Annotated in this window: 20 protein-coding genes and 1 pseudogene; 10 read left to right on the forward strand and 11 right to left on the reverse strand. The window is 69.7% G+C overall.

The genetic code is table 11. The features are described 5' to 3' along the window. Window positions 1–68: 68 nt before the first annotated feature. The gene (locus tag AB0J16_RS26380) at window positions 69–437 is read right to left on the reverse strand and encodes a nuclear transport factor 2 family protein (protein WP_358544270.1); all 369 of its coding nucleotides are present in this window, start codon (window positions 435–437) and stop codon (window positions 69–71) included. A 335-nt stretch (window positions 438–772) separates the two neighbouring features. Continuing rightward, on the reverse strand, window positions 773–1,483 hold the full coding sequence (locus AB0J16_RS26385; protein ID WP_358544271.1) for an SDR family oxidoreductase: 711 nt from the start codon (window positions 1,481–1,483) through the stop codon (window positions 773–775). 353 nt (window positions 1,484–1,836) lie between these two features. Between AB0J16_RS26385 and AB0J16_RS26390 the strand changes: the two are divergent. The 5 genes and pseudogenes from AB0J16_RS26390 to AB0J16_RS26410 form a co-directional block, all read left to right on the forward strand. Then, a pseudogene (locus tag AB0J16_RS26390) lies at window positions 1,837–1,893 on the forward strand (twin-arginine translocation signal domain-containing protein); the annotation flags it as partial. A 57-nt stretch (window positions 1,894–1,950) separates the two neighbouring features. Continuing rightward, window positions 1,951–3,240, forward strand: coding sequence for a glycoside hydrolase family 28 protein (locus tag AB0J16_RS26395; protein WP_358544475.1), 1,290 nt, complete (start codon window positions 1,951–1,953; stop codon window positions 3,238–3,240). A 94-nt stretch (window positions 3,241–3,334) separates the two neighbouring features. Then, window positions 3,335–4,561: a barstar family protein gene (locus AB0J16_RS26400; RefSeq protein WP_358544273.1), complete on the forward strand. Its 1,227-nt coding sequence runs from the start codon at window positions 3,335–3,337 to the stop codon at window positions 4,559–4,561. A gap of 57 nt (window positions 4,562–4,618) precedes the next feature. Continuing rightward, window positions 4,619–7,222: an AAA family ATPase gene (locus AB0J16_RS26405; RefSeq protein ID WP_358544275.1), complete on the forward strand. Its 2,604-nt coding sequence runs from the start codon at window positions 4,619–4,621 to the stop codon at window positions 7,220–7,222. A gap of 169 nt (window positions 7,223–7,391) precedes the next feature. Continuing rightward, entirely contained in the window at window positions 7,392–8,105 is a 714-nt protein-coding gene (locus AB0J16_RS26410) for a hypothetical protein (RefSeq protein WP_358544276.1), read from the forward strand. Between the two features lie 2 nt (window positions 8,106–8,107). Here the strand turns inward: AB0J16_RS26410 and AB0J16_RS26415 are convergent, their stop codons facing one another. From AB0J16_RS26415 to AB0J16_RS26430, 4 genes are all read right to left on the reverse strand, one after another. Continuing rightward, window positions 8,108–8,851, reverse strand: coding sequence for a class I SAM-dependent methyltransferase (locus AB0J16_RS26415; protein ID WP_358544278.1), 744 nt, complete (start codon window positions 8,849–8,851; stop codon window positions 8,108–8,110). A gap of 160 nt (window positions 8,852–9,011) precedes the next feature. Then, on the reverse strand, window positions 9,012–9,185 hold the full coding sequence (locus AB0J16_RS26420; RefSeq protein WP_358544279.1) for a hypothetical protein: 174 nt from the start codon (window positions 9,183–9,185) through the stop codon (window positions 9,012–9,014). Window positions 9,186–9,420: 235 nt separating this feature from the next. Then, the gene (locus AB0J16_RS26425; RefSeq protein ID WP_358544280.1) at window positions 9,421–9,906 is read right to left on the reverse strand and encodes a GNAT family N-acetyltransferase; all 486 of its coding nucleotides are present in this window, start codon (window positions 9,904–9,906) and stop codon (window positions 9,421–9,423) included. Window positions 9,907–9,970: 64 nt separating this feature from the next. After that, on the reverse strand, window positions 9,971–12,637 hold the full coding sequence (locus AB0J16_RS26430) for a serine/threonine-protein kinase (RefSeq protein WP_358544281.1): 2,667 nt from the start codon (window positions 12,635–12,637) through the stop codon (window positions 9,971–9,973). A 296-nt stretch (window positions 12,638–12,933) separates the two neighbouring features. On the opposite strand from AB0J16_RS26430, the gene AB0J16_RS26435 reads away from it, so the two are divergent. From AB0J16_RS26435 to AB0J16_RS26445, 3 genes are all read left to right on the forward strand, one after another. After that, on the forward strand, window positions 12,934–13,311 hold the full coding sequence (locus AB0J16_RS26435) for a nuclear transport factor 2 family protein (protein ID WP_358544283.1): 378 nt from the start codon (window positions 12,934–12,936) through the stop codon (window positions 13,309–13,311). A gap of 163 nt (window positions 13,312–13,474) precedes the next feature. Continuing rightward, window positions 13,475–14,056: a hypothetical protein gene (locus AB0J16_RS26440; protein ID WP_358544285.1), complete on the forward strand. Its 582-nt coding sequence runs from the start codon at window positions 13,475–13,477 to the stop codon at window positions 14,054–14,056. Window positions 14,057–14,070: 14 nt separating this feature from the next. After that, window positions 14,071–14,829 (forward strand): SDR family NAD(P)-dependent oxidoreductase, encoded by a 759-nt coding sequence (locus AB0J16_RS26445; protein ID WP_358544286.1) that lies wholly within the window; start codon window positions 14,071–14,073, stop codon window positions 14,827–14,829. Between the two features lie 4 nt (window positions 14,830–14,833). Here AB0J16_RS26445 and AB0J16_RS26450 read toward each other — a convergent pair whose 3' ends face one another. Genes AB0J16_RS26450 through AB0J16_RS26465 form a run of 4 tightly spaced genes read right to left on the reverse strand, consistent with a single transcriptional unit; the run spans window position 14,834 to window position 19,709 of the window. After that, window positions 14,834–15,226, reverse strand: coding sequence for an OB-fold domain-containing protein (locus tag AB0J16_RS26450; protein WP_358544287.1), 393 nt, complete (start codon window positions 15,224–15,226; stop codon window positions 14,834–14,836). Between the two features lie 10 nt (window positions 15,227–15,236). Next, the gene (locus AB0J16_RS26455; protein ID WP_358544288.1) at window positions 15,237–16,400 is read right to left on the reverse strand and encodes a thiolase family protein; all 1,164 of its coding nucleotides are present in this window, start codon (window positions 16,398–16,400) and stop codon (window positions 15,237–15,239) included. After that, entirely contained in the window at window positions 16,397–17,185 is a 789-nt protein-coding gene (locus AB0J16_RS26460; RefSeq protein WP_358544290.1) for a crotonase/enoyl-CoA hydratase family protein, read from the reverse strand. Before AB0J16_RS26460 ends, AB0J16_RS26455 begins: the two co-directional genes overlap by 4 nt. Next, window positions 17,178–19,709: a CoA transferase gene (locus AB0J16_RS26465; RefSeq protein ID WP_358544291.1), complete on the reverse strand. Its 2,532-nt coding sequence runs from the start codon at window positions 19,707–19,709 to the stop codon at window positions 17,178–17,180. The genes AB0J16_RS26460 and AB0J16_RS26465 overlap by 8 nt, the downstream gene beginning before the upstream one ends. Window positions 19,710–20,064: 355 nt before the next feature. Here AB0J16_RS26465 and AB0J16_RS26470 point away from each other — a divergent pair, with 355 nt between their 5' ends. After that, complete coding sequence (locus AB0J16_RS26470) at window positions 20,065–20,982, forward strand: LysR family transcriptional regulator (protein WP_358544292.1); 918 nt, start codon at window positions 20,065–20,067, stop codon at window positions 20,980–20,982. Between the two features lie 276 nt (window positions 20,983–21,258). Continuing rightward, entirely contained in the window at window positions 21,259–22,665 is a 1,407-nt protein-coding gene (locus tag AB0J16_RS26475) for an MFS transporter (protein WP_358544294.1), read from the forward strand. A gap of 74 nt (window positions 22,666–22,739) precedes the next feature. Here the strand turns inward: AB0J16_RS26475 and AB0J16_RS26480 are convergent, their stop codons facing one another. Continuing rightward, complete coding sequence (locus tag AB0J16_RS26480) at window positions 22,740–23,636, reverse strand: sugar phosphate isomerase/epimerase (protein ID WP_358544295.1); 897 nt, start codon at window positions 23,634–23,636, stop codon at window positions 22,740–22,742. Window positions 23,637–23,638: the final 2 nt, after the last annotated feature.

The raw sequence follows: 23,638 nt of genomic DNA on the forward strand, positions 1-23,638 counted from the left end.
GGGCCGCCCCCTTCAGCACGACGACATCAGCAGTGTGACGATAGCCGCCCTTTCCGCGCTTCAGGGGATCAGGGCAGCCGTGAGACCTGATAGTGGTCGATCAGCCAGTCGTCGCCGACCCGCCGCGCCAGCACGCACAGGTTGACCGTCACGACCGGCCGGTCGGTGAAGGTGAAGTCGACGTGCAGGTAGCCGAGGACGAGGCCGTCGGCCATCCACCGGGTCTCCAGGATGTCGTACGCGGCGGTCATGCCGATCGGCTGCGAGTCGTAGTACTCGGCGACGCTCTCGGGACCGATGCCGTACGGGTGCAGACCTTGGAAGATGGCGTCGTCGGTGAAGTACGACGCCACGCGCTTGGGGTCGTGCGCGTCGACGGCGCTCTTCCATCGGTCCAGGACGGTGCGGAGGATCTCGGCCTCGGCGGTACTGGTCATGGCGCTCTCCTGTCAGTGGTCGGTGGTCGGTCGGATGTCAGCAGTGGCTGGGTGGATCGTGATGGGCATCGGCGCTCAGCTCCGGCGGGCGGTGTCGACCGGTCGGGGCAGGGGGCCGAGGTGGTGCGGGAAGCGGTAGCGCAGCGCGGCGGTCGCGACCGACCCATGGCCGCCGCCAGCGCCGCCGTGCCCTGCCCGACGACCCGCCAAGGCCGCTCCAGCGCGGTCGTCTCGACCGTCTGCTCCGGTACGGCTGTCAACATGGGCCTTTCTCTCAGCTCTCACGGCAAGTGGGACGGTCGGCGCCTGAAGTCACCGACCGCCCGCCCACCAGCTCAGTGACCGGCGCTCTGGCCGCCGTCGACGTGCAGAATCTCGCCGGTGACGAACGGAGCGTGCTCGAGATAGATGATCGCGTCGACGATGTCGCTGATGTCGCCCATCCGGCCCACTGGGTGCAGTTCGGCCAGGAATTCGTGGGTCTCGACCGGGTGCATCGGAGTGCGGATGACGCCGGGCGCTACCGCGTTGACCCGGATGCCCCGGGTGGCGTACTCGGTGGCCAGCGATTTGGTGACCGCGTTGAGGCCGCCCTTGGTCAGCGACGCCAGCGCGGACGGCACCTTGCTGTCGGCGTGATCGACCAGGCTGGTCGTGATGTTGACCACGTGTCCGCCGCCGTCCTGGCTGAGCATCGCCTCGATGGCCCGCTGGGAGATCTCGAAGAACCCGCGCAGGTTCACTCCCGTGACCAGGTCGTAGTCCTCGTCGGTGTAGTCGGTGAACGGCTTGGACACGAAGAGGCCGGCGTTGTTGACCAACGTGTCGATGCGGCCGAACGCCTTCAGCCCCTGCTCGATGACGCGCGCCCCGACGCCCGAAGCGGCGATGTCGCCGGCGACGGCCCGCACCATGGGGTCGTCGGAATCCGCGATCGACCGGGAGTTGGCGACGACCGCGTAGCCGAGCTTCCGGTAGGCGGTCACCAGCGCCGCGCCTATGCCCTGGGACGCGCCGGTGATCACGGCGACTTTTGGCGTACTCATTGCTTCCCCCTCGTGAGTGACTGTGGACATGTGGCACCCACACCGCTTCTGGGCGGTGCCGGCGTGGGGGGAGTGGCTCAGACAGCGGGCGGCCGGGTTCCGGCCTGCCCTGGGGCCATGGATTCCATCGTGCACCCAGCGGTCGCCGTCGCGCCACGACGGGCTTGCTCTCTGCTAGTAGGCACAGCCTCCTACCGCACTGGTCACAGGGCCGACCGACGATTAGCTCCGCGCCACAGAGGCCAGCAGGAGATCGAGCGAATCCCATCATTTACTTCGTCAAGAATTGAATTCCGACTAGGCCGCATTTACGCTCCAGAGATCCGATGTCTCCGCACCCCCCGGTGGTGACCATGCCATCCAGACGATCTCTATTGAAGGCCGGCGGCGCTCTAGCCGCCGCAACGCTCATCCCCGGAACCACGTCAGCGCAGGCCGAGGCCCGATCGGCTGATCCCTGGCATCAGGTGCCGGACATCCTGCGCAAGATCCGTCCTCCTCGCTTCCCCAACCGAAGATGGGATGTCACCGCGTTCGGCGCCGTGGGTGACGGCACGACCGACTGCACGGCCGCGTTCAAGGCGGCGATCGGCGAGTGCCATCGCAGGGGCGGCGGCCGGGTCGTGGTCCCGCCGGGACGCTTCCTCACCGGGGCCATCCATCTGCTCAGCAACGTCGAGCTGCACGTGTCCGAGGGCGGCGTGATCGCCTTCAGCACCGATCCGAACGCCTACCTGCCGGTCGTCTTCACCCGGTGGGAGGGCACGGAATGCTACAACTACAGCCCCTTCATCTACGCCCACGGCCAGCGGAACATCGCGGTCACGGGCAAGGGCACGCTCGACGGCCAGGCCAGGCAAGGGCCGTGGGAGAGCTGGTACGCCAACAGCGGCCCGCAGGGCGCCGACCAGCGGGCGCTGCGCAAGATGGGCGACGACGGCGTGCCGGTCGAGCAGCGCGTGTTCGGGGCGGGCCACTATCTGCGCCCCGCCATGGTCCAGTTCGTGAAATGTCAGAACATCCTGGTCAGCGACCTCACAATCCTCGAACCGGCCATGTGGACCGTGAACCCGGTCCTGTCCACGAACGTCACCGTGCGCGGCATCACCGTCGTCAGCACGCTGTACAACACGGACGGCTGCGATCCGGAGGCGTCGTCGTACGTGCACATCCACGACTGCCGCTTCAACACCAACGACGACTGCGTGGCGGTGAAGTCGGGACGCGACGCCGACGGCCGCCGGGTGGGCGTGCCCAGCGAGAACATCGTCGTCCAGGACTGCGCCTTCTCCGGCCGCTGGGGCGGCATCACGGTCGGCAGCGAGATGTCCGGCGGCGTCCGCAACGTCTTCGCCGAGCGGTGCGTGATCAACTCCCCGGACTTCCCCGGCAACTACCCGGTGAAGTACCCCGTCTACATCAAGGCCAGCAAGAAGCGCGGCGCGTACATCGAGGGCGTCTACGTTCGCGGCTTCACCGGCCAGAACGTGGACCGCGAGGTGATGTTCGTCAACATGGCCTACAACAGCAACGAAGGAGGCACCGAGCCGGTGTCGGTCCGCGACATCCGGATGGAGCGGACCAGGCTCGACGGCGCCGACGCCGTACTCAACCTCGTCGGCCTGGAGACCGACCACCTGACCGGAGTGCGCCTGGAGAAGTGCGCGTTCACGAACATCATCGGCGCGAACACGATCACGTTCACCGACGACCTGACCCTGCGCAAGGTGTTCGTGAACGGGGTGGAGCAGCGCTGAGGCCCTGCAAGGCCTTACCTTCTATGATCGGCACGCCGGGCAAGATCCGCCTGGGGGCGGTAGCTCGTGGGTGATCGGGGGTCGCATGAAGCCTGTGTGGAGGTGGGATCAGGACGAGCCGCTGCGGTGGCTGCTGATCGACGAGTACACCGGCTCCCCCGATGTCACCCTGGGGGTATGCGCTGACATCGACGGACTGTTCGTCGATCCCGAGCCGCCGTCGGCGCCGGAAACGTACACCCTGCTCGGGTGCGAGCCGGTCGGCCCGTTGCTCGAAGCGCTGCGGCGGCCTGATGGTGTGAGCGCCTGGCTGCCCAGCGTCGTCCTGAGCCCGATCCACGATCCGCGACGGCCGCAGTCGGGTTGCCTGGACTACGGCTATTCCTGTTCATGCGAGGAAGAGCTTTTCGACGTCACAGTCCTCGACCACCGCCCGTCAAAGGTGCGGGATGGCCTGCTGGATATCGAATTACGCGGATATATCCGCTTTGACGAGGAGAGCGAATGGCCGTCGGAAGAGCCGCCCGATGGGACCGGGTTCCGGCTCTGCGGCGTCGATGACGAACCGCTGGGCACCTGCCTGGACACCACCGGCGTCTTCCACGCGCGTCCGCTCCCGGATGCGCGTCCGCCTACGCTGATCGGTTGCCGTCCCGAAGCGCCGCTGCGCGCCGCCATCGAGGCCCGATCCCCCAAGCGACGCCTGGTCCAGGCCTCGATCCAAGCCGTCGACGCCGCCGGCCTCGCGGTGGGGACGCACAGCATGTTCAGCGCGACCGTCGTCGAATCACGTCCCTCGCGCCTGGGTGACGGGCTCGTCGACATCGCTTTCGACACCGACGTCCACAACCCTCTGCCCATCGGCGCCCGTCCGATCTGGCAGATGTGGTACGAGGGCCGCCCGACCGAGCCCAACCTGTGGACCCACCTCGACCGAACCCTGCAGCACACGTGGTCGCGCGCGGCCCTGGCGCACCATCCGCACGAGCGACCGGACCGTCCGGCCGGGCGCACGTACCAGCTCGATGGCCGGTACGTCACCAGCATCGACAGCTTCTACTGTGCCATCGGTGAGGCGATCAACGGCCCGGGCGGCTACTTCGGCTGGAACACCGGCGCGCTTGCGGACTGCCTCCGCTGGAAATGGGGAGCCAGGACGCCGTTCCGGCTCATCTGGCACGACGCGGACGTGGCACGTCGGCACCTCGTCCCCGGATACGACCGGCCGGAGTACAGCCGATGGACATGGGGACCGGCGATCACCCTGGAATACCTGCTCAGCATCTTCACCGAGAGGGGGGTCGAGGTCGAACTGCGCTGAGCGGGGTCGCCCGCGATCGGCCTTACGGTTTCCGTGGATTTATCGGATACTGCGGGCATGCGGTTGCTGGAGCGGGAGCCGTCGCTGGCGGCGCTGGCTGAGTACGCGGCCGAGGCCAGGAAGGGTGCCGGGCGGCTGGTTCTGGTCTCGGGTGAGGCGGGCGTCGGGAAGTCGGCGCTGGTGGAGCGCTTCCAGGAAGAGCTGCCGGAGGCCCGTTGGTCGTGGGGGATGTGCGACGGGCTGTTCACTCCGCGTCCGCTCGGGCCGCTCTTCGACGTGGCGGACCAGCGTCGTGGCGCGCTGCTGGAGCTGTGTCGCGCGGGGGCCGGGCGTGAGGAGCTGTTCCGCGGGCTGCTGCATGAGGTCAGTGAGCCCGGGACGCTGAACGTGGTCGCGGTCGAGGACGTCCACTGGGCCGACGAGGCCACCCTGGACATGCTGCGGTTCCTCAGCCGGCGGCTGTGGAGCGCTCCGGTGCTGGTCATCGCCACCTACCGGGACGAGGGCCTGGCAGCGGATGATCTGTTCCGGGTCGCCCTGGGCGATCTGGCTTCGCAGCGGTCGACGCGGCGGATCGCGCTGGCGCCGCTGTCCGCCGGCGCGGTGGAGTTGCTGGCCCGTGGGAGTGGGTGGGAGGCGGCCGCGCTGCACCGGCTGACCGGCGGGAACCCGTTCTACGTGACCGAGGTCGTACAGGCCGGCGTGACAGAGGTACCGCCGTCGGCGCGGGACGCGGTGCTGGCGCGGGCGACGCGCCTGGACGGCGGGGCCCGTCAGGTGCTGGACGTGGCGGCGCTGACCGGGACCAGGGTCGAGTCGCGATTACTGGAGTCGGTGACCGGCTGCCCGCCGTCCGCCCTGGACGAGCTGCTCGGGTGCGGGCTGGTGATCGAGGACGGCCCGTGGCTGAGGTTCCGTCATGAGATCGCGCGGCTGGCGGTGGCGGGGGCGGTCTCCGCGCATCGCGGCCGGGCCATTCACGGCCTCGTCCTGACCGCGCTGGCCGACCTGGGGTGCGACGACGAGGCTCGGATGGCCTTCCACGCCGAGGCGGCCGGCGATGCCGAAGCGGTCCTGCGGCACGCGCCCGCCGCCGCTCGCCGTGCGGCGTGGCTGGCCTCGCACCGTGAGGCGGCGGCGCAGTTCCGGCGGGCCCTGCGGTTCGCGGACGGGGCGGACGCCTCGACTGTCGCCCGGCTGTACGAGGGGCTGGCCGATGAGGCGGCGCTGCTCGATCAGTGGGAGGACGCGGCCGATGCCTGCGAGCACGCGCTGGCGCAGTGGCGCGAGGCGGGTGATCGGCTGCGGGAGGGCGACGCGCTGCGGCGGCTGTCACGCACTCTGTGGAACCTTGTCCGCGCGGATCAGGCGGTCGCCGCCGTCGAAGCCGCCGTATCGGTTCTGGAACCACTCGGGCCGAGCGTCGAGCTGGCCTGGGCGTACGCCATCTTCGCCAACCGGCGCATGCTGCAGGCCCAGCACGACGCGGCGATCGACCTGGCACGGCGGGCGAAGACGATCGCCGAGCGTCTGGGTGCCACCGACGTGCTCAGCGATGCGCTCAACACCATGGCGGCGTCGGCCGCGGCCAAGGGCGAGGACTGGGTGGGGGGCATGCGCCGGGCGTTGGACCTCGGTCTGTCCGGGCATCACCAAGATCAGGCGGGCCGGGCGTTCGCGAACTTCTGCGCCACCTACGTGGGCGAGCGGCAGTTCGCCGAAGCCGAGCCGTTGCTGGTCGAGGGCCTCGCCTATTGCGATGAGCGGGATCTCACCACGTACGCGATGCACCTGCGCAGCGAGCAGGCCACCATGATGGAGCGGACGGGACGCTGGGACGAGGCGGTGACGCTCTGCGCCAAGATCCTCGCTGTCACGCCGCTCTCCTCGTGCAGCCGGTTGTGCATCGTGCGCAAGCTCGGGGCGATCCACGCCCGCCGTGGCGAGCCCGGGGTCTGGGCGTACCTCGACGAGGCGGCCGAGATCGCCGACCGTACCCGCGAGCCGCAGCAGATCGTGCCCGTCCGGCTCACCCGCGCCGAGGCGTACTGGCTGGAGGGGAAGGCGGACCACGCCCGCCGCGAGGCCGAACTGGCCGCGGACGCCTCCGAAGGGTGCGACGCCTGGGATCTCGGCGCGGTCGCCGTCTGGCTGCGGCGGACCGGCTCTCGCCGCCGGGCGCATGGCGCGCACGCCGAGCCGTACCGGCTGGAGCTCGGCGGTGACGTGACGAAGGCCGCGCATGCCTGGACCGAGCTGCGCTGCCCGTACGACGCCGCGCTGGCCCTGGCACACGCCCCACGGGAGCCGGAGCTCCGTCAGGCCCTGGAGATCCTCACCGGCCTCGGCGCCTTCCCCGCCACCCGCATCGTCAGACGCAAGCTCCGCGAACTCGGCGCCCGGTCCCTCCCCGCTGGTCCGCGTGCGGCGACCCGAGGGCATCCGTTCGGGCTGACCCGGCGCGAACACGAGGTGCTCGCCCTGCTCTGCGCCCGATGCACCAACGCCGAGATCGCCGCGAAGTTATTCATCTCCGCCAAGACCGTCGGTCACCACGTCTCGTCCATCCTCGCCAAACTGGGCGCCCCGAGCCGCACCGCCGCCGCCGACCAGGCCATCAGGCTCGGCCTGGCCGAGTGGGAACCCAGGACGGAAAGTTAGGCATCGCCCGCCGCAATATAGGGATCGGCCACCGATCCCCACCGCCGCCCCGTCCCCGTACGGTCGAGCCACTCACCACGGCACGGGGATTCATTACGGCGATAAAGGGGGCGGCATGGCGCGGCGTACCAGCCCGTCTGTCATAGACATGCGGCCGATTGTCATGGACATGGACTTGCGGCCGATCACCGGCGACGGTCGCGCCGACCTGCTCATGGAGCTGCTGCGGCGCATCATCGACCTGTTCCAGCCCACGGACTCGCGCGCCGAGCGGTGCCTGCTGGAACTGGGCACCCTGCTGGCCCGGCCGATCGAAGATGCCGGCCGGTCGGCCGTGTCCTGCCAGCGCTGGGGACGGCAATGGCGGATCGAGCTGGCCGGCCGGACCGCGTACGTCGAGCACAGCGTGGGGATGAACCACCTGGCGCTCCTGCTGGCCAACCCGTACCAGGAGATCTCCGCCCTCGAACTGGCCGCCGGCTCCATCCTCCCCGGCCGGTCGACGGGCCGGGACGGCGAAAGCGCCCAGCCGGTGCTCGACGACCTGGCCAAACGCCGCTACATGCAGCGGCTGTCACACCTGCGGGCCGAGATCGACGAGCTCGAGTCGATGAACGACTCGGAACGGGTCGCCGCGGTACGCGCCGAGCGCGACTGGCTGCTCGACGAGCTGGCCGCGGCCACCGGCCTCGGCGAGCGGACCCGTCACTTCACCGGCAGCGCCGAGCGCGCCAGGGTCGCGGTGGGCAAGGCCATCAGGCGTACGCTGAGCCGCATCGCGGAGGCCGATCCGGTTATCGGGGATGAACTGCGCACCACCGTACAAACGGGTATGCGCTGCTGCTACCAGCCCAGTTGGCCACGGGCCTACCAGGACAGGTGAAGCTAGTGGTCCGGGGGGATGCGGTAGACGGACACGTGGGAACGCGACTCGGCGGTGAAGTCGGCTCCGGTCCAGTCGGCATGCCTGGTCTCCAACTCGAACCCGGCCAGCTGCGCCATGAGGTCGAGCTCGGTCGGCCAGATGTAGCGGTGCGGGCTACGGTACAGCTGAGCCTGCCTGCTCTCGTCGAACCTGAAATGGTGGGAGACGACGTGCTGCCGCAGAATGTCGTAGGTGTCCAGGCCGATGTAGCCGGGCTCGCAGTGGTAGACCGTGGCCTGCTGACCTGGTGGCAGCTTGCGCAGCTCGGGCACCCAGAGCTCGATCACGAACCGGCCGCCCGGTGTGAGGTGGCGGGCGGCATTGCGGAAGCACGCGACCTGCTCGGCCTGGGTGAGCAGGTTCGAGATCGTGTTGAAGACGAGGTAGACGAGCGCGTACTTTCCCGGAGCGACGGCGGTCGCCATGTCGCCAACGATCACCGGGACCGTCGCGTCATCCACCTTCGTCCGCAGTTGGGCGACCATCGGAGTCGACAGCTCGATGCCGGTTACAGGCACCCCTCGCTCGGCAAGCGGCACGGCCACGCGGCCGGTTCCGATGGCGAACTCCAGCGCCCGTCCGTCGCCCGCAAGCTCGGCGAGGCGGTCCACGGTCGGGCCCAAGACCTCGGGCGCGAACATGCCGGTGCCCGGCGTGTCATAGCGCTCGGCGGTCTCGAGATCCCAGATCTCTTCCTGTCGCATGCCTGCCAACGATGGTCATGGGTGTCCGCGTTGTCCAACGATTTTGCGGGTCATCCGGTGGCGTCAGCGGAGTGACGCGTGTCATGTCTCAGCGGTCGGCGGTGCTGGGGTGACGAGAAGGGGCCCAACCTGGCGAAGGGCTGGGTCCCTTCCTTCGCGTCTATAGGTGGTGCTTGAAACAGCCGAGCAGCCCCCACAGAACGGCGCCGCCGGCGGCGAGACCGGTCAGGAGTGCGGCGGGCCACGTGGAGCCGTCCGCGAGCATGAGAGCGGTCGAGATGCTGGTGGAGGCGACTATCGCGAGCGCTATAAGCAGCGCACGTTGCAAGTCCATACGAACCAACTCCTATCCAACGAAGAACCCCATCCGAAGCAGGCTCCATGCGCGCCATGCGCAGGGGACGCCGTCCGGGGTGGATCCAGTAGGAGAAGGCCCTCTACCTGGCACGATACGGGGCCTTGCCGTACGAGCCCACGTTTTCGCGCAGTTTTGACATTGGCGTGTCCCAACGGAAACGCGCCCTGTCGACGCTGAACACCGACATGCTCCCGATCAGGCCAAGCTGTGATCACGACATGTGACGGGACCGAAGCGAGGACATCCGGTACGAGCGGTCAGGCACCCTGCGGACCATGAACACGTCCACCGGATCCTCGGTCTCCAGGGTGAACCCGTGCCGCTCGTACAGCCGCCGGGCAGGACTTCCCTGCAACACGTTCAACCGGACAGGGACACCGTCACGGTCGCACCGATCCAGCAGCTCGCGCAGGACGCCCGAACCGATGCCGGAACCCTGTAGGTGCGGGGCCAGGAAGAAGTGCTCCAGCCAGCGGGCGTCCTCGGCCTCCCGTAGCGCCACGCAGCCGGCGAACTCGCCGCCGACCTCGATCACCCAGGTGTGCGACGGGTCGTAGGCGTCTCTCATTCGCTGCCGTACTCGCTGCTCGTCGTACCGGCCGAGCCGCTCCAGGTCGGCCCGCATCACCACGGCGCGTAGCTCGACCATCGCCTCGATGTCCGCCGCCAAAGCCCGCCGAATACCCCAATCCACCATGATGTGGCACTTTACGGCACACGTGCGGCCCCTCGTAGCCAGGGATCCGGCGCGTTCTGCGGTGCTATGTGGCGCGCTTGGCGTTTGGGGGGGCCGCCGAGCCCATGGCCTGCTTGATGATCGATACGGCGAGGGCGTTGAGTGCCGCGTACCGCAGGGAGTCGTCGGTGATCTCCTGGGCGAGCTGTTCAGCGCGATGGGCGTCGGTCGCCGCGAACGCCGCTGCCGCGATGTACCGCAGATGATCCCGGCCGGGACCGCGGGACTCCCGCAGGAGCTGCTCGACGACATGTGGGTTCGGTACGGCGGTCTCGGTGATCGACAGGTACTTGGTCGATCCTGCGGCCAGGGCGACCTCCAGCAGGTGGCGCAGGATGGGGCGGGTTCGTTCGGGCCTGGAGTCGGCCCACGCTGTCGCCACGGTCATCAGGGTCCTGGCGACGCGCTCCAGATCTCTTTTGTCGAGCCGTGTCTTACCGGGCTGTTGTGCTCGGGTCTCTGCGAGGTCGATGAGGCGTATGGCCAGCTCCGGGTCGACGGCGACGACATCTCGGGCAATCGTTGTCAGCCGCTCCGCGTTCAGGTCCGTGGCGTCGGCGTGGGTCGTGATGTACTCGACGGCCTGCTGCGCGGTTTCGGGGGCGACGGTGACCCCGGCCGCCGCGATCGTTCCCATCACGGGGAGAACCCATTTCGCCTCGGCTTCGAGGGCGGTCTGGTACGCGGTGTTGAGCCACCACCGTGCCTGCAGAGGATTGGCCTCGGCGATCTCGCCGGCCATATCGGCGAATGCCTCACTCCGATGTTGGGCATCAGTGATCAGCGAGGCGATGGTTTCGGCCCGCGACGGGTCACACCAGGCCGCGCCGATGGTGATGTATTTCAGATGCCACGGACCGTAGTACCTCTTGTTGGCGCCGGGCTTGGGCCGGGCTCCCCAGCGGGCCCACCAGGGGTCGGGCTTCACCGGGGCCGGTTTCTGGGCCGCGAGTTTCGCGAAACTCTGTTCGGCCGCGTCGAGCAGAGGCCGATGATCCTGCCGGGCGGAGGCCGCCGCCTTGATGCTGTCGCCCCAGGCAGATGAGCGGATGTGGGCGTCCCTGATCTTGCTGATGGTCTGTTCCGCCCGGGCGGGATCGACCTCCGCGACCTCCACAGCGGTCACCTTGAGCGCGAAGTTTCGCTCGTCGCCCTGGCCCGTGACGTCGAGCGCGGCCGCTTCAGCTAGATCGATCAGCTGCTCGGCGTATCGCCGATCGGCGGCATAACCGATCTTGGCGATCTCCGCGAGCCTTTGGGGCAGGACGAACGCGTAGTCGGCGTTGGGTGGGATCATGCGGGCCGCGTCTACTGCCTGGGCCATCAGCCTGGTGGCGCGATCAGGGGCGTCGACGGCCATCTTGGCGGCCAGGGCCGCCAGCGCCTTGGCTCGCAACTCGGGATCGTCGAAGTCCACGACCCGCCGCTCAACGTCGTCGAGCAACGCGAGCGCCCGCTGAGGATCCACCGCGATGAGCTGTTCGACCAAGTACTCGAACTGTTCGTATCCCACGGCGTTCGAGACATCGTCGAGGAGCTGAGTGATGAGTTGTTCGGCGTGACCGATCGACTGCTGGGCGCGGTTGGTTTCGGGCAGTTTATCGGCGAGGGCCAGCAGAGCCGCTGCCCGACATACCTCCGACGGGATGCGCCGCAGATACTGCTCCGCGTGGTCGGGATCAGCCTCGACGATCGCGAGGGCGACTCCGCACAGCGCCTCTTCTTGCTCGTCGGGATCGGCGATGGAACAGGCGATCCGTAGGGCGTGGTCGATCGCCGGCTGTTGCTTCGGATCGGCGGCCCGCACAGGGATGGAGGCGACCCGCTCAGGGATCGAAGGGTCGCCAGAAGGTTCGGAGAGGTCCTCTTCGAGCTGGGTGATCAGCGCGGTGACCGTGGGCGGGAGCCATTGCGTGGTGCTTTCGGCCGATGCGGCGAGCCGGTCGAGGAGATCGGCGGGACTGGGCCGGTGCTCAGGAGTCTTGGCCAGGCAGGCGCCCACCAGGTCGACCAGGTCCTTCGGCAGGCCGGTCAGGTCGGGGTCGTCATGGCGGATGCGGTACATGACCGCGTCGCTCTGGCCGGTACCGAACGGGCCGCAACCGGTGGCGGCGAACACCAGCACCGCCCCCAGCGAGAACACATCGCTGGCCGGGCCCACCTCGCCGCCTCGGCTCTGTTCGGGCGACATGAACGCCGGAGTGCCGATCACGGCCCCCGTGACGGTGTGGGAGGCGGCCTCCAAAGCGCGGGCGATGCCGAAGTCGATGACCCGGGGACCGTCGGCGGCCAGGATCACGTTGCCGGGTTTGAGGTCGCGGTGCGCCAGTATCTTTTCGTGGATCGCGATCAGGCCCTCGGCCAGGCCCGCCCCCAGCACACCGATCGCCGCGGACGGCAGCTGTCCGTGCGTGGCGACGGCCTGGTGCAGGGTCGGGCCGGGGATGTAGGCGGTGGCCATCCACGGCGGATCGGCGTTAGTGTCCGCGTCCACCACGTGAGCGGTGTAGATCCCGCCGACCTCCCGGGCCATGCTCACTTCGTACTCGAACCGGCGCCGGAACTCCGCGTCGCCGGCCAGCTCCGACCGCACCACCTTCACCGCGACCGGCCAGCCGCCCCGGGTACGGCCCAAGTACACCTGCCCCATGCCGCCGCCGCCCAGCCGGCCCCTCAGCCGAATTAACCCCACTTGGCGTGGATCATCGGCCCATAGCGGCTCCATATGCCACCCTTTCCGCTGAACAACCCGGCACGCAGACAAACACACTCTTTCAAGAAACGGGCTGTCCGGGGCACTTGGTTCCATGCACACGACTGATCAGCGGCTCGCGATGTCACCGGGCGGGCCCCGAGAAGACATGACGCGGGCCAATTTTCGGCCATCACCAGGAAGGTAGTCCAGGGCATTAACCGGACAATTCGGGAGGGCATTTTGTCCGGTGACCATACCGGTTCTCCCGCTTATGCTCGGCTCCCATGGAGAACATGGAGACAACGGAGAAAGAGACGGTTCTCGGCCTTCAGCGGCAGTTCGACGCGGCGGAGCTGGCCGCCGACGCCGGACGCCTGCGCGCGTTACTGGCCGACGACTTCCAGTCGATCGGGCCCAAGGGGTACGTGCTCGACAAGGAGCAGTGGATCGGTCGCCACGCCCAATTCCAGTACCACGCCCTGGACACCAGCCAGATCGACATCCGAATGTATGGCGACGCCGCGATCGTGCGCAATGTGCAGAGCAACCAGGCGACCTCTCATGGGCGGGCGGTGGCGCTTCGGGTGCGGGTGTCCCAGACGTGGGTCAGGCAGGAAGGCTCGTGGCGGCTGGCGGGCATCCAGTTCAGCCCGATGGCAGACGACGCGTAGCCCATCCCCATCTCCGGACATGCTGCCCGATGCCCGGTAAATGTCCGGGCCCAATGTCCGGTAAATGTCCGGTTGCTGTCCTGGCCCCGATGATCCGCCGGGATAGAGGATGACGAGAAGAGGATGAACGCAACTGCGCGACCCCCCGAGGCGGTAAACGACGATGACGACACAGACGACCCCTCCACTCAGCCAGGCGCTGCGGCACTGGCCGGTTCTGGTCGGGGTCGGGACCGCCGTGCTCATGATCCTGGACATGGCCACGGGCCTCGAACTGGCCAAGGTGCTGGCCGCCTCGGCGGTGGTGTACCTGGGTGCGGCCGCGTTCGGGAAACCCGCCTCGACCTGGCCCGTGTTCTTCCTGACCTTCGCCGTCATCCTGGCCGCGGAGCTCATCGATGACGACTTCGAGGCGACCTGGGCGGTGCTGGGTCTTGGCGTCCTGCTGGGCGGTTACGGTCTGCTGCGCGGCTACGGTCCCCTGCGCGGTACGCGGCCTGAGCCCGGTGGGCTGCCGTTACAGCTGATCGCCATGCTGGGTTTCGGCGCCGCGGCCACGATCGCGCTGTTCGTCAACCCGACGGTCGGCAGCTACCTGGTGGCGCTGGGCCTGCTCGGCCACGCCGCATGGGACGTCTACCACTACCGGGCGAACCGAGTGGTGACCCGGTCGCTCGCCGAGTTCTGTCTCGTGCTCGACACCGCCCTGGCCGTGGCGATCATCGTCCTGACGGCGACGGCCTGACCCCCGGAGGAACGATGAGCCTTCTCAAGGACCGGGTCGCCCTGGTCACGGGCAGCTCCCGAGGGATCGGGGCGGCCATCGCGACCACGTTCGCGCAGGCCGGGGCCCGAGTCGTGCTGCACGGCCGCGACGAGGCCGCGCTCGCCGCGGTCCAGGCGCGCGTCGACGACCTCGGCGGTGAGGCCATCAGCGTGACCGGAGACGTCACTGTCGCCGCCGACCTCAACCGGATCCGCGGGCAGATCCTCGACCGGTACGGCCACGTCGACGTGCTGGTCGTCAACGCCGGCAGCACGGCCAGCCGCCCCACGCCCATCGAGGACATCACGGAGGAGAGCTGGCGGGCCGACATCGATCGGAACCTGACCGGTACCTTCCTGACCGTCAAGTGTTTCCTGCCCGGCATGAAGGAGCGCCGGACCGGCAACATCATCACCCTGTCCTCGGCGGCCGGGCGTAAGCCGAGCGAACGGACGATCGTCGCGTACGCCGCGGCGAAGGCCGGTGTGCAGCTCTTCACCCAGGATCTGGCCGCCCAGGTGGGTCCGTTCGGCATCCGGGCCAACTGCCTCGCCCCGGAGACGATCCTCACCGACACGAATCAGCAGTGGATACCGGCCGACGTCCAGCGCTCGCTGGCCGAGTCACACCCGCTGCGGCGGCTCGGCACGTCCGAAGACGTCGCACGGGCCGCGCTCTTCCTCGCCTCCGACGACTCGAGCTGGATCACCGGCGTCATCGTCGACATCGCCGGCGGCGCGGTATTGGTGTGACTCCTCAGCCCGACCCTGCGGCCGGGCGGAAGACGGGGACCGCTTCGCCGCCCTCGGGGTGCTCGAAGGCGACGCGGACCCGCAGGCCCGCGTACACCTCCTCGGGCGCGGCATCGGTGATCTGGAGCTGCAGCCACGGCTCCTCCTCCAGCTCGACGATCGCGACCACGGTCGGCGGCGCGCCCTTCGTGTGCACCACCGACCAGCTCACGACCGATCCCGTCCCGGAAGCGGCTGTCCAGGACAGCTCAGGTGAGCCGCACCTCGGGCACGTACGCGCCTGCGGAGCGGAGAAGCCGCCGCACTGAGCGCAGTGCCGGATCAACAGTTCGCCGCGCGCGGTGCCGTCGAAGAACTCGGCGGTGGCCGCGTCACGGTGGACGATTCCCACGGGCATCGGCATGCTCCTATCGCGCGTGCGGGCTGAGGATGAGGGTGGAGTGGTGGTCGAGTACGCCGCCGTTGCCGCTGACCAGCACCATGTCGTTGCGCGGGGCCTGACGGTCGCCGCCCTGGCCGCGAGCCTGGATGACGGCCTCCGACAGCGGGGTCATCCCCCACATGTAATAGGAGGAGAGCTGGCCGCCGCCGGTATTGACGGCCAGCGTCCCCTCCGGTCCCAGTACGCCGCTGGCGACGAAAGGGCCGCCCTCGCCCTTGGCGCAGAAGCCGTAGTCCTCCAGGGAGATGAGCGCGGTGTAGGTGTAGCAGTCGTACAGCTCGGCGATGTCGATGTCGTCGATCGACACCCCGGCCATCTTCAGCGCCGTCGGCCCCGACAGGGCGGCCCCGCTGACCAGGCCGAACTCGCTGTCCCTGCCCATGACGTACCCGGGGTGCGCCTGTCCCCAGCCGCGGATGTGCACGGCGGGCTGGGCGAGGTCGGCGGCCCGGTCGGCGGAGGTGACGATGACCGCGACGCCGCCGTTGCTGACCAGGCAGCAGTCGAGGAGGTGGAACGGCTCGGCGATCCACCGGGAGCTCTGGTGGTCTTCGAGGGTGATCGGGGTACGCATCTGGGCCAGGGGGTTCCTGGCCGCCCAGGCGCGCTGCGCGACGGCTATGTGCCCCAGTTGCTCGCTGGTCGTGCCGTACTTCTGCATGTGCCGGCGGGCGGCGAGCGCGTACATGGTGTTGGCGCTGTAGATCCCGGAGGCGGCGGTCAGGCCCTGCCAGCCGGCCAGTTCGCGGCCGGCGCCGGCGTAGGCCGCGCCGCCCCCGGACGCCTTGTCCTTGAGCGGCGCGTCGGCGAAGACGCAGGCCACGACGTCGGCCATGCCGGAGGCGACGGCCATGGCGGCGTACTGGACCATGGCGCCGGCCGACGAGCCGTACGCCTGCACCTCCGACAGCAGGCGCAGCTCGCGCAGCCCCAGGTCCCGCTGCAGGCTCAGGCCGACGTCGGCGGTGAGGCCGGTGTTGGTCAGCAGGCCGTCCACCTGGCGCAGGTCGAGACCGGCGTCGGCGGCGGCGAGCCGTACGGCCTCGGCGGCGAACTCGGGCGCGCTCCGGCCATAGACCTTGCCCATCTCGGTGATGCCGAGACCGGCGATGACCGATGTGCGGTTCATCGTCCCTCCCAAACCGGGGCGCGCTTCTCGGCGAAGGCGCGTGGCCCCTCCTTGGCGTCCGCCGACCGCATGAGCGCGGCGCTCTCGGCGGCGGTCCGCTCCCAGGCGGCCTGCTCGGACGGGATGGTGCCATCGGATATCCCGCGCGCGATCCGCTTGCTGGCCTGCACGGACAGCGGGGCGTTCGCGCTGACCGTCTCGGCCAGGGCGAACGCGGCGGTCAACAGCTCGGCCCGCGGTACGACCCGGTTGACCAGGCCGAGCCGCAGGGCCTCGGCGGCGGTGACGGGCTCACCGGTCAGCAGGATCTCCATGGCGACCTTAGTGGGCAGCTGCGCGGCCAGCCGGAACGCGCCGCCCGCGCCCGCGAGGATGCCGCGCTTGACCTCCGGCAGCCCGAACGCGGCGGCCTCGGCGGCCACCACCAGGTCGGCCCACAGGGCGATCTCGGTGCCGCCGCCGAGCGCGAACCCGTTGACGGCGGCGATGACCGGCTTGGCGATGGGATGCGTGACGCATCCGGCGAAGCCCCAGTGCGGCTTGAGCCCTTCGGTGGAGAATTCCCCGCGGGCCACCGCCTTCAGGTCGGCACCGGCGCAGAACGCCTTGTCCCCCGCCCCGGTCAGCACCACGGCCCGGACCGACGCGTCCGCGTCGGCCTCGTCCAGGGCCTCACCGACGGCGCGGGTCAGCTCCGCGTTCACGGCGTTGCGGACCTCGGGCCGGTTCAATGTGATCAACACGATGTGGTCGCGGCGCTCGACGAGCGCGGCGGGCTCACCCATGGTCTGCTCCTTCATTCGTTGCCTCTTCCAGCACGCCCGCGTCGATGAGCGCCTGGATCTCGGACTCGGCCAGGCCGAGCAGCTTGGCGGCCACCAGCCGGGTGTGCTCCCCCGCCAGCGGCGCGGGGCGCAGCTCGGGGTCGGCGACCCCGCGGAAGGTCGCCGGGGCGTTTTCGGTACGCAGGGCGTGCTCGATGTACGGATGGCGCATCTCCCGCAGGAACCCACGGGCGTTGAGCTGGGGGTCGTCCAGATACTCGATGACGCGCCGCATCATCCCGGCGGGCACCCCGGCCTCCTGCAGCCGCTCCATGGCCACTCGCGGCGGGGTGGCGGCCGTCCACTCGGTCACGGCCGCGTCCACGAGGCCGCGGTGCGCGCGGCGGCCCGCGGCGGTGGCCAGCCGCGCGTCGGCGCGCAGGTCGGCGCGGCCGATCACCTCGCACAGGCGCCGCCACTGCTCGTCGCCGTCGACGCTCACCACGCACCACTCGTCGTCGCCCGCGCACGGGTAGACCCCTTGGGGCGCGTCCCACTCGCCGTTGTTGCCGTGGGCGGTGAACGAGCCGGGTTCCAGTGATTCGCGCAGGAAGCCGGTGGACAGCTGGGTGAGGATCGTCTCGGCCTGGGCGACGCTGACCGTGCCGCCCTTCCCGGTACGCCGCCGCTCGATGAGCGCGGCGAGCACGGCGACGGCGCCGACCCGCGCGGCGATGTGGTCGGGATAGATGGTGATGCCGTCGCAGAATCCGGCCTCGACCTCGGTGTCCCGCCAGAGCCCGGTCAGCCCGGCGGAGGCGCGGACGAGCGGGCCGTAGCCCATGCGCCTGCTCCACGGCCCGGTCGGGCCCAGGGCGCTGCTGTCGGCCATGATGATCTTGGGGTTCAGCTCGCTGATGACGTCGTAGCCGAGACCCAGCGACTCCAGCGTGCCCGGCTTGAAGTTGGACAGGATGACGTCGGAGTCGGCGGCGAGCCGCTTGAAGAGGTCCAGGCCCTCGGGTGAGCGGAGGTTGATCCCGGCGCTGAGCTTGTTGCGGTGGCCCCAGGCGAAGCCGGCGCTGATGACCTCGTCGCCGAGCGACTGGCGGCTGCCGTCCGGGTAGGCCCGGCTCTCGATCTTGACGACCTCGGCGCCCTGGTCGGCGAGCAACCGACCCAGCTCCGCACCGACCACGATGACACCCAGGTCCAGCACCCGAAGCCCGTCGAGGGGCCGCCGCGGCGCGACCTCGGCCGCGTCGGAGGCGACCGGCTCATCGGAGGCCGTTTCGGTGGTGACCGGCCTACCGGGAGCCGTTTCGGTGGTGACTGGCCTGTCGGAGGCCGTGTCGGAAATAACCGGCGTACCGGGGGTGAGCGGGCTGCCGGGCGTCACCTCGGCGAAGACCTCGTCGTCGTGTTCCCCCGGCTCGGGGGCCCGGTGCCGGAACCCGGCCCGTACCCCGTTCACCTCGACATACCCGGACGGCACGCGGCCGGTCAGCCCCGGGGCGACCTCGGCGTCCAGCAGGCTGCCCCGCGCGCGGAAGTGCGGGCTGTCAAGCACTTCGCCGGGGCCGAGCAGCGCCGCGATCGGCACGCCGCGCTCCTGCCCCTGGGCCACGAGCTCGTCCCTGGTCCGGTCCCTGAACAGCTCTCCCATGAGGACGCGCAGCCGCTCAGCGGCTCCGAATCGGGCGCCCATGCTGTCGTACTTGGGGTCGGCGAACTCCTCCGGTTCCTTCAGCCAGCCGAACATCCCGCGCCACTGACGTTTGGCCAGCACGCAGATCCGGACGTATCCATCGGCGCACGGGAAGATCGGGTACAGGTCGCCCGCCTGCGGACGGCCGCGCGGCAGGCGGGTGGCCGGGACCCCGCCGGTGGCCGAGCCGCCCATGCCGAAGCCCGGGTCCAGTACCTGGGCGGTCATCTCGTACACCGAACAGTCGACGTGGTCGCCGCGCCCGGTGTCGAGCCGGTTCAGGTACGCCAGCAGGCCCGCCCACGCCGCCTGGATGGCCGCCGACTCGTAGGCCAGCGGGCCGGGCGGCATGACCGGCCGACGGCCGGGGATGCCGGAGCGCGACAGCACCCCGCCGAGCGCCATGTGCGTCCAGTCGGTGCCGATCCAGTCCCGATACGGGCCGGTCTGCCCGAAGTCGGTGATCGAGACGACGACCAGCGCCGGGTTGCGCGCCAGCAGCGCGTCCGCGCCGAGACCGAGGCCGTCGAGGGTGCCAGGGCGTTCGGTCTCGATGAGGAAGTCCGCTCCGGCGGCCAGATCGAGCAGCCGGTCACGGCCCACGGGGTCGCGCAGATCCAGGGTGATGCCGCGCTTGTTGGCGTTGTGCGTGGCGAAGTAGAGGCTCACGCCGTCGTGGACCGGTTCGCGGTGACGGGTCGGCGCGCCGCCGGGCGGCTCGACGCGGATGACGTCGGCGCCGAGGTCGGCGAGGAAGCGGCCGCACATCTCGGCCTTGCCGTCGGCCAGGTCGATGACCCGAAGACCGGCGAGGGGAAGGCCCCTGGCTGCGGGCATGGTGAATCACCCCACGGTGTGAAGGATGCGCGAGTACGCCGGACATGACCTGTCGCGGCGGAGGGATCCCGGCCCGCGAGCGGCGGTTCGGGGCCGCGCGCCGGGATCGTCGAGCGGTTCAGGACCGCTCACCAGGATTTCGAGCGGTTCATGGCCGCTCGCCAGGATTGTTGCGAACAGGTTTCCTACAACCGTGAGGATGCCACTCGGTTTCCGGTCTGAAAACGTCCGAATCGGCAACGTGGCACGCGTCCCAATCGGCAACATGACCGCGTCAGGCCAACCCCGTGGTCACCAGCGCGAAACGGAACATGCCGGTTGACGCGCGGCGACGGCCCGCCACAGACTCCCGCTCATGGACGTACAGCAGCTGCGATGCTTTCTCGCCGTCGCCGAGGAGCTTCACTTCGGTCGCGCGGCGGATCGGCTGCATCTGACTCCGTCACCGGTCAGCCGCGCCGTCAAGGACCTTGAGCGCGAGCTGGGGGTCGAGCTGTTCGTCCGCCGCTACCACCAGGTGGAGCTCACCGCCGGCGGCGCGGTCCTGGTCGAGCGGGTACGCGGCATCCTGGAGCAGGTGGACGGCCTGAAGGAGGCGATCAGGGAGGCGTCCGGCACCAGGAGCCGGGTGGTGCGCGTGGGCGGCACGCACCTGTGCCCGCCGACCGTGATGGACCGGTTCTTGGCGGTGACCGAGCAGGCGTTCCCCTCCTTCGCGGTGGACGCGACAGCGGCGCCGTCCGCCGAGCTCCTGCCGGCGCTGGTGCGCGGCGAGCTCGACGCGGCCCTGGTTCACCTCCCGTTGGACCGGCCCGAGCTCGACAGTCTCGTAGTGGCCCGCTACGTGTTCTCGGCGGCGATGCGGGCCGACGACCCGCTGGCCGCCGCCGGCGAGCTGACGTTGCGGGACCTCACGGACCGGATCTTGACCGTCGGCCCGCTCACGCCCCAGCCCCTGGCGATGGACCGGCTGCACCGGCGGCTGAAGAGCGCCGGTATCACCTCGCTCCACGAGATGCCGGACAACGACTCCGTCATGCTGGCCAGCCACATCCGCCGCAGCCACGGGGTCACGCTGACGCTCGACCCGCGCAACGGCGGCGCCGCCCGGGTCTTCGACGACCCGGCCTTCGTGATCGTCCCGCTCCGCGACGACCTGGAATTCCTGCTCGGCGTGGCCTGGCACCGGTCGCGGGCGAGACAGGACGACGTCGTACGGCGGCTCGTCCACGCGCTGCGACAGGAGTGGGCCGGGCAGGCGCTCACCCTTTAGGGCGTCCCCTTCGTTGCGTTTTCGCGCATGTGCACATGCGCGAAACCGCGATGGTCACCACCGCCGGGACCTGCCTACGGTTCCCAGCACCGCCTCTCCGTGAGCCCTGTCACAGCCCCCATCCCGCGGGCGCGGACCGCTCACCGCTTCATGTCCGCTCATTGCTCATGTCTCAAAGCTCATGTCTCAAAGCTCATGTCGCAATGCTCATGTCCTGGAAACCGCAGGAGAGCGCCTCCAGCTCGTGCTTCGTTGCCCCATTCCAAGGAGGCCGCCATGTCTCAGACGCCCCTCGACTCGCCCGCCCCGGAACCGCCCGTACCGACTCGCGGCGTGAACGCCCGCAGTGTGGACGCCCGCATCGACGCCATGCCGAAAGTCGGGCTCAGCCGCGCGGGCTGGCTCGCGCTCATGCTCTGCTTCTTCTTCGCCAACTACGACATCTCCGTCCTGACCATCACGCTGCCCTCCATGCGGAGCGCGTTCGGGCTGGCCGGGGCCGAGCTGGGTTACCCGATCACGTGGAACCTCGTCGGATACTGCATCGGCGCGTACGCCTTCGGGCACATCGCGGACCGGCACGGCCGGCAGAAGGGCCTGGCGCTGACCATTCTGGCGCTCGGCATCGGCGGGCTGCTCACGGCGTTCTCGTGGGACGTGTGGTCGCTGACCTTCTTCCGGTTCCTGACCGGGTGCGGGATGGGGGCGGTGCTCGCGCTGTGCTCGGCCTACATCGGCGAGCTGGCGCCCAAGAACCAGCGCGGCGGCTACCTGTCGCGCCTGTACATGGTGGGCACGGTGCTGCTGCTGGCGATCGGGTTCGCCTCGCTGCTGGTCCTGGGCGCCTCCCCCGACGGGTGGCGCTACCTGCTGGCCTTCGGTGGCCTGGTGCTCCTGGTGCTGCCGCTGGTCGGCAGGCACGCGCTGGTGGAGTCGCCGCGCTGGCTGGTGGCCACGGGCCGCGCCGACGAGGCCGACCGCATCGTCCGCGAGATGGAGACCCGTGTCGGCCTGCCCCCGGGCGGTGCCGAGGGCGCGTACGACGAGGAGCCTCTTGAGAGCGCTCCAGCCGAGGAGACGATGCCGGCCCGCGCCCTCTTCAAGGCCCCGTACCTGGGTCGCATGCTGATCGTGCTGGGTTTCTGGTTCATCTTCTACATTGCCATGTACGGCTACGCCAGCTACCTGCCGCTCATCCTGGAGGGCATCGGCATCTCGACCTCCGACGCGGTCCTGGTCAGCGTGCTCACCCGGGCCATGCCGCTGGTCTCCACCGTCGCGGCCGTACTGCTGGTGGAGCGGATGGAACGCCGCACCATGGTCATCATCGGCACGCTGGTCTTCGCGGCCTCCCTGCTGCTCATCACCCTGGACATGGGCGAGGCGGTCGCCACCGTCGGTGCCCTGTTCAGCTCGTTCGGCATCGCCTTCATGGCGACCCCCGCCTACACCTACACGGCGGAGGTGTTCCCCACCCGGGCACGGGGTACGGCGTCGGCCATCGCGGACGGAGTCGGGCATCTGGGCGGCGCGGTCACCCCCTTCGTGGTGCTGCCCATCCTGACCGGCTTCGGCGCGCGGCCGGCGTCGTTCGTCCTGGTGGGGCTGCTGGTGATCGCCGCCGGCATCATCCGCCTGGGCGTCCGCACCCGCGACCGCTCACTGACCGATATCGCCGCCTGACACGGACGCCCAGACAAAAACCCGAACGCCCAAGGAGCCGGGCGCCCAAGAACCTGGGTGCCCGGCAACAGACCCTAGAACCGCACCTTCCGCAGGTAGCGATATCCGACCTCGGCGGTACGCCGGGGAGTCACATCGGGGGTGTCGTTCTCCACGATGTACTCCGCCACGCGGTGCTTGTCGAAGATGCGCCGGAAGTCGATGGTCCCGGTGCCGAGGTCGGCCATGTCGCCGTCAGGCGCGCGATCCTTGACGTGGAACTGCAGCACCCGCTGCGGCGCCCTGCGGATGACGTCGAGCGCGAAGCGCACGGGGTCGGGGGCCCCGCGCCCGACGCCGCCGGTGACCGCCCAATAGAGGTCGATCTCCAGGTGGACCAGGTGCGGATCGAGCTCGGCGGTGAGCACGTCCCAGGGCGTCTTACCGCCGCCGAGGTCGGTGGTGAACTCGTGGGCGTGGTTGTGGTAGCCGTAGCGCAGCCCGGCCGAGCGGGCGGCCCGCGCCTCGACGTTCATGCGCTCGGCCCACGCCTTCCACTCGTCCTCGCTGGTGGAGTTCAGGTAGGGCACGACCATGAAGGACTGGCCGAGGGTCAGCGCGTTGGAGATCTTCGTGTCAAGACCGGCCTGGTCGGTGGTGAGGCCGTCGTGGCTGGAGCTGGCCCGGATGCCGATCCCGTCGAGGAACTGGCGCAGCTGCTGGGCCGTACGACCGAAGTAGCCGAGCGCCAGCTCGACCTTCGGGTAGCCGGTCTCGGCCAGGTAGGTGAGCGTGGCGTCGTAGTTCTGGGCGAGGTCGTCGCGTACCGTCCAGAGCTGGATGCTGATCTGGTTCGGCGGGATGCGCTCCCCGCCGGAGTGGTGCGGCGGCGTCGCCGCGGCGGCGGGGGAAGCGGCGGCCAGCGCGGCCGCCCCGAGTCCGAGGCCCGCGGCGAGTAGGGACCGCCTGCTGGGGCCGTAGCCGTAGCACATGG

It is taken from the genome of Nonomuraea sp. NPDC049750, assembly GCF_040659625.1.
Classification (GTDB): Bacteria; Actinomycetota; Actinomycetes; order Streptosporangiales; family Streptosporangiaceae; genus Nonomuraea.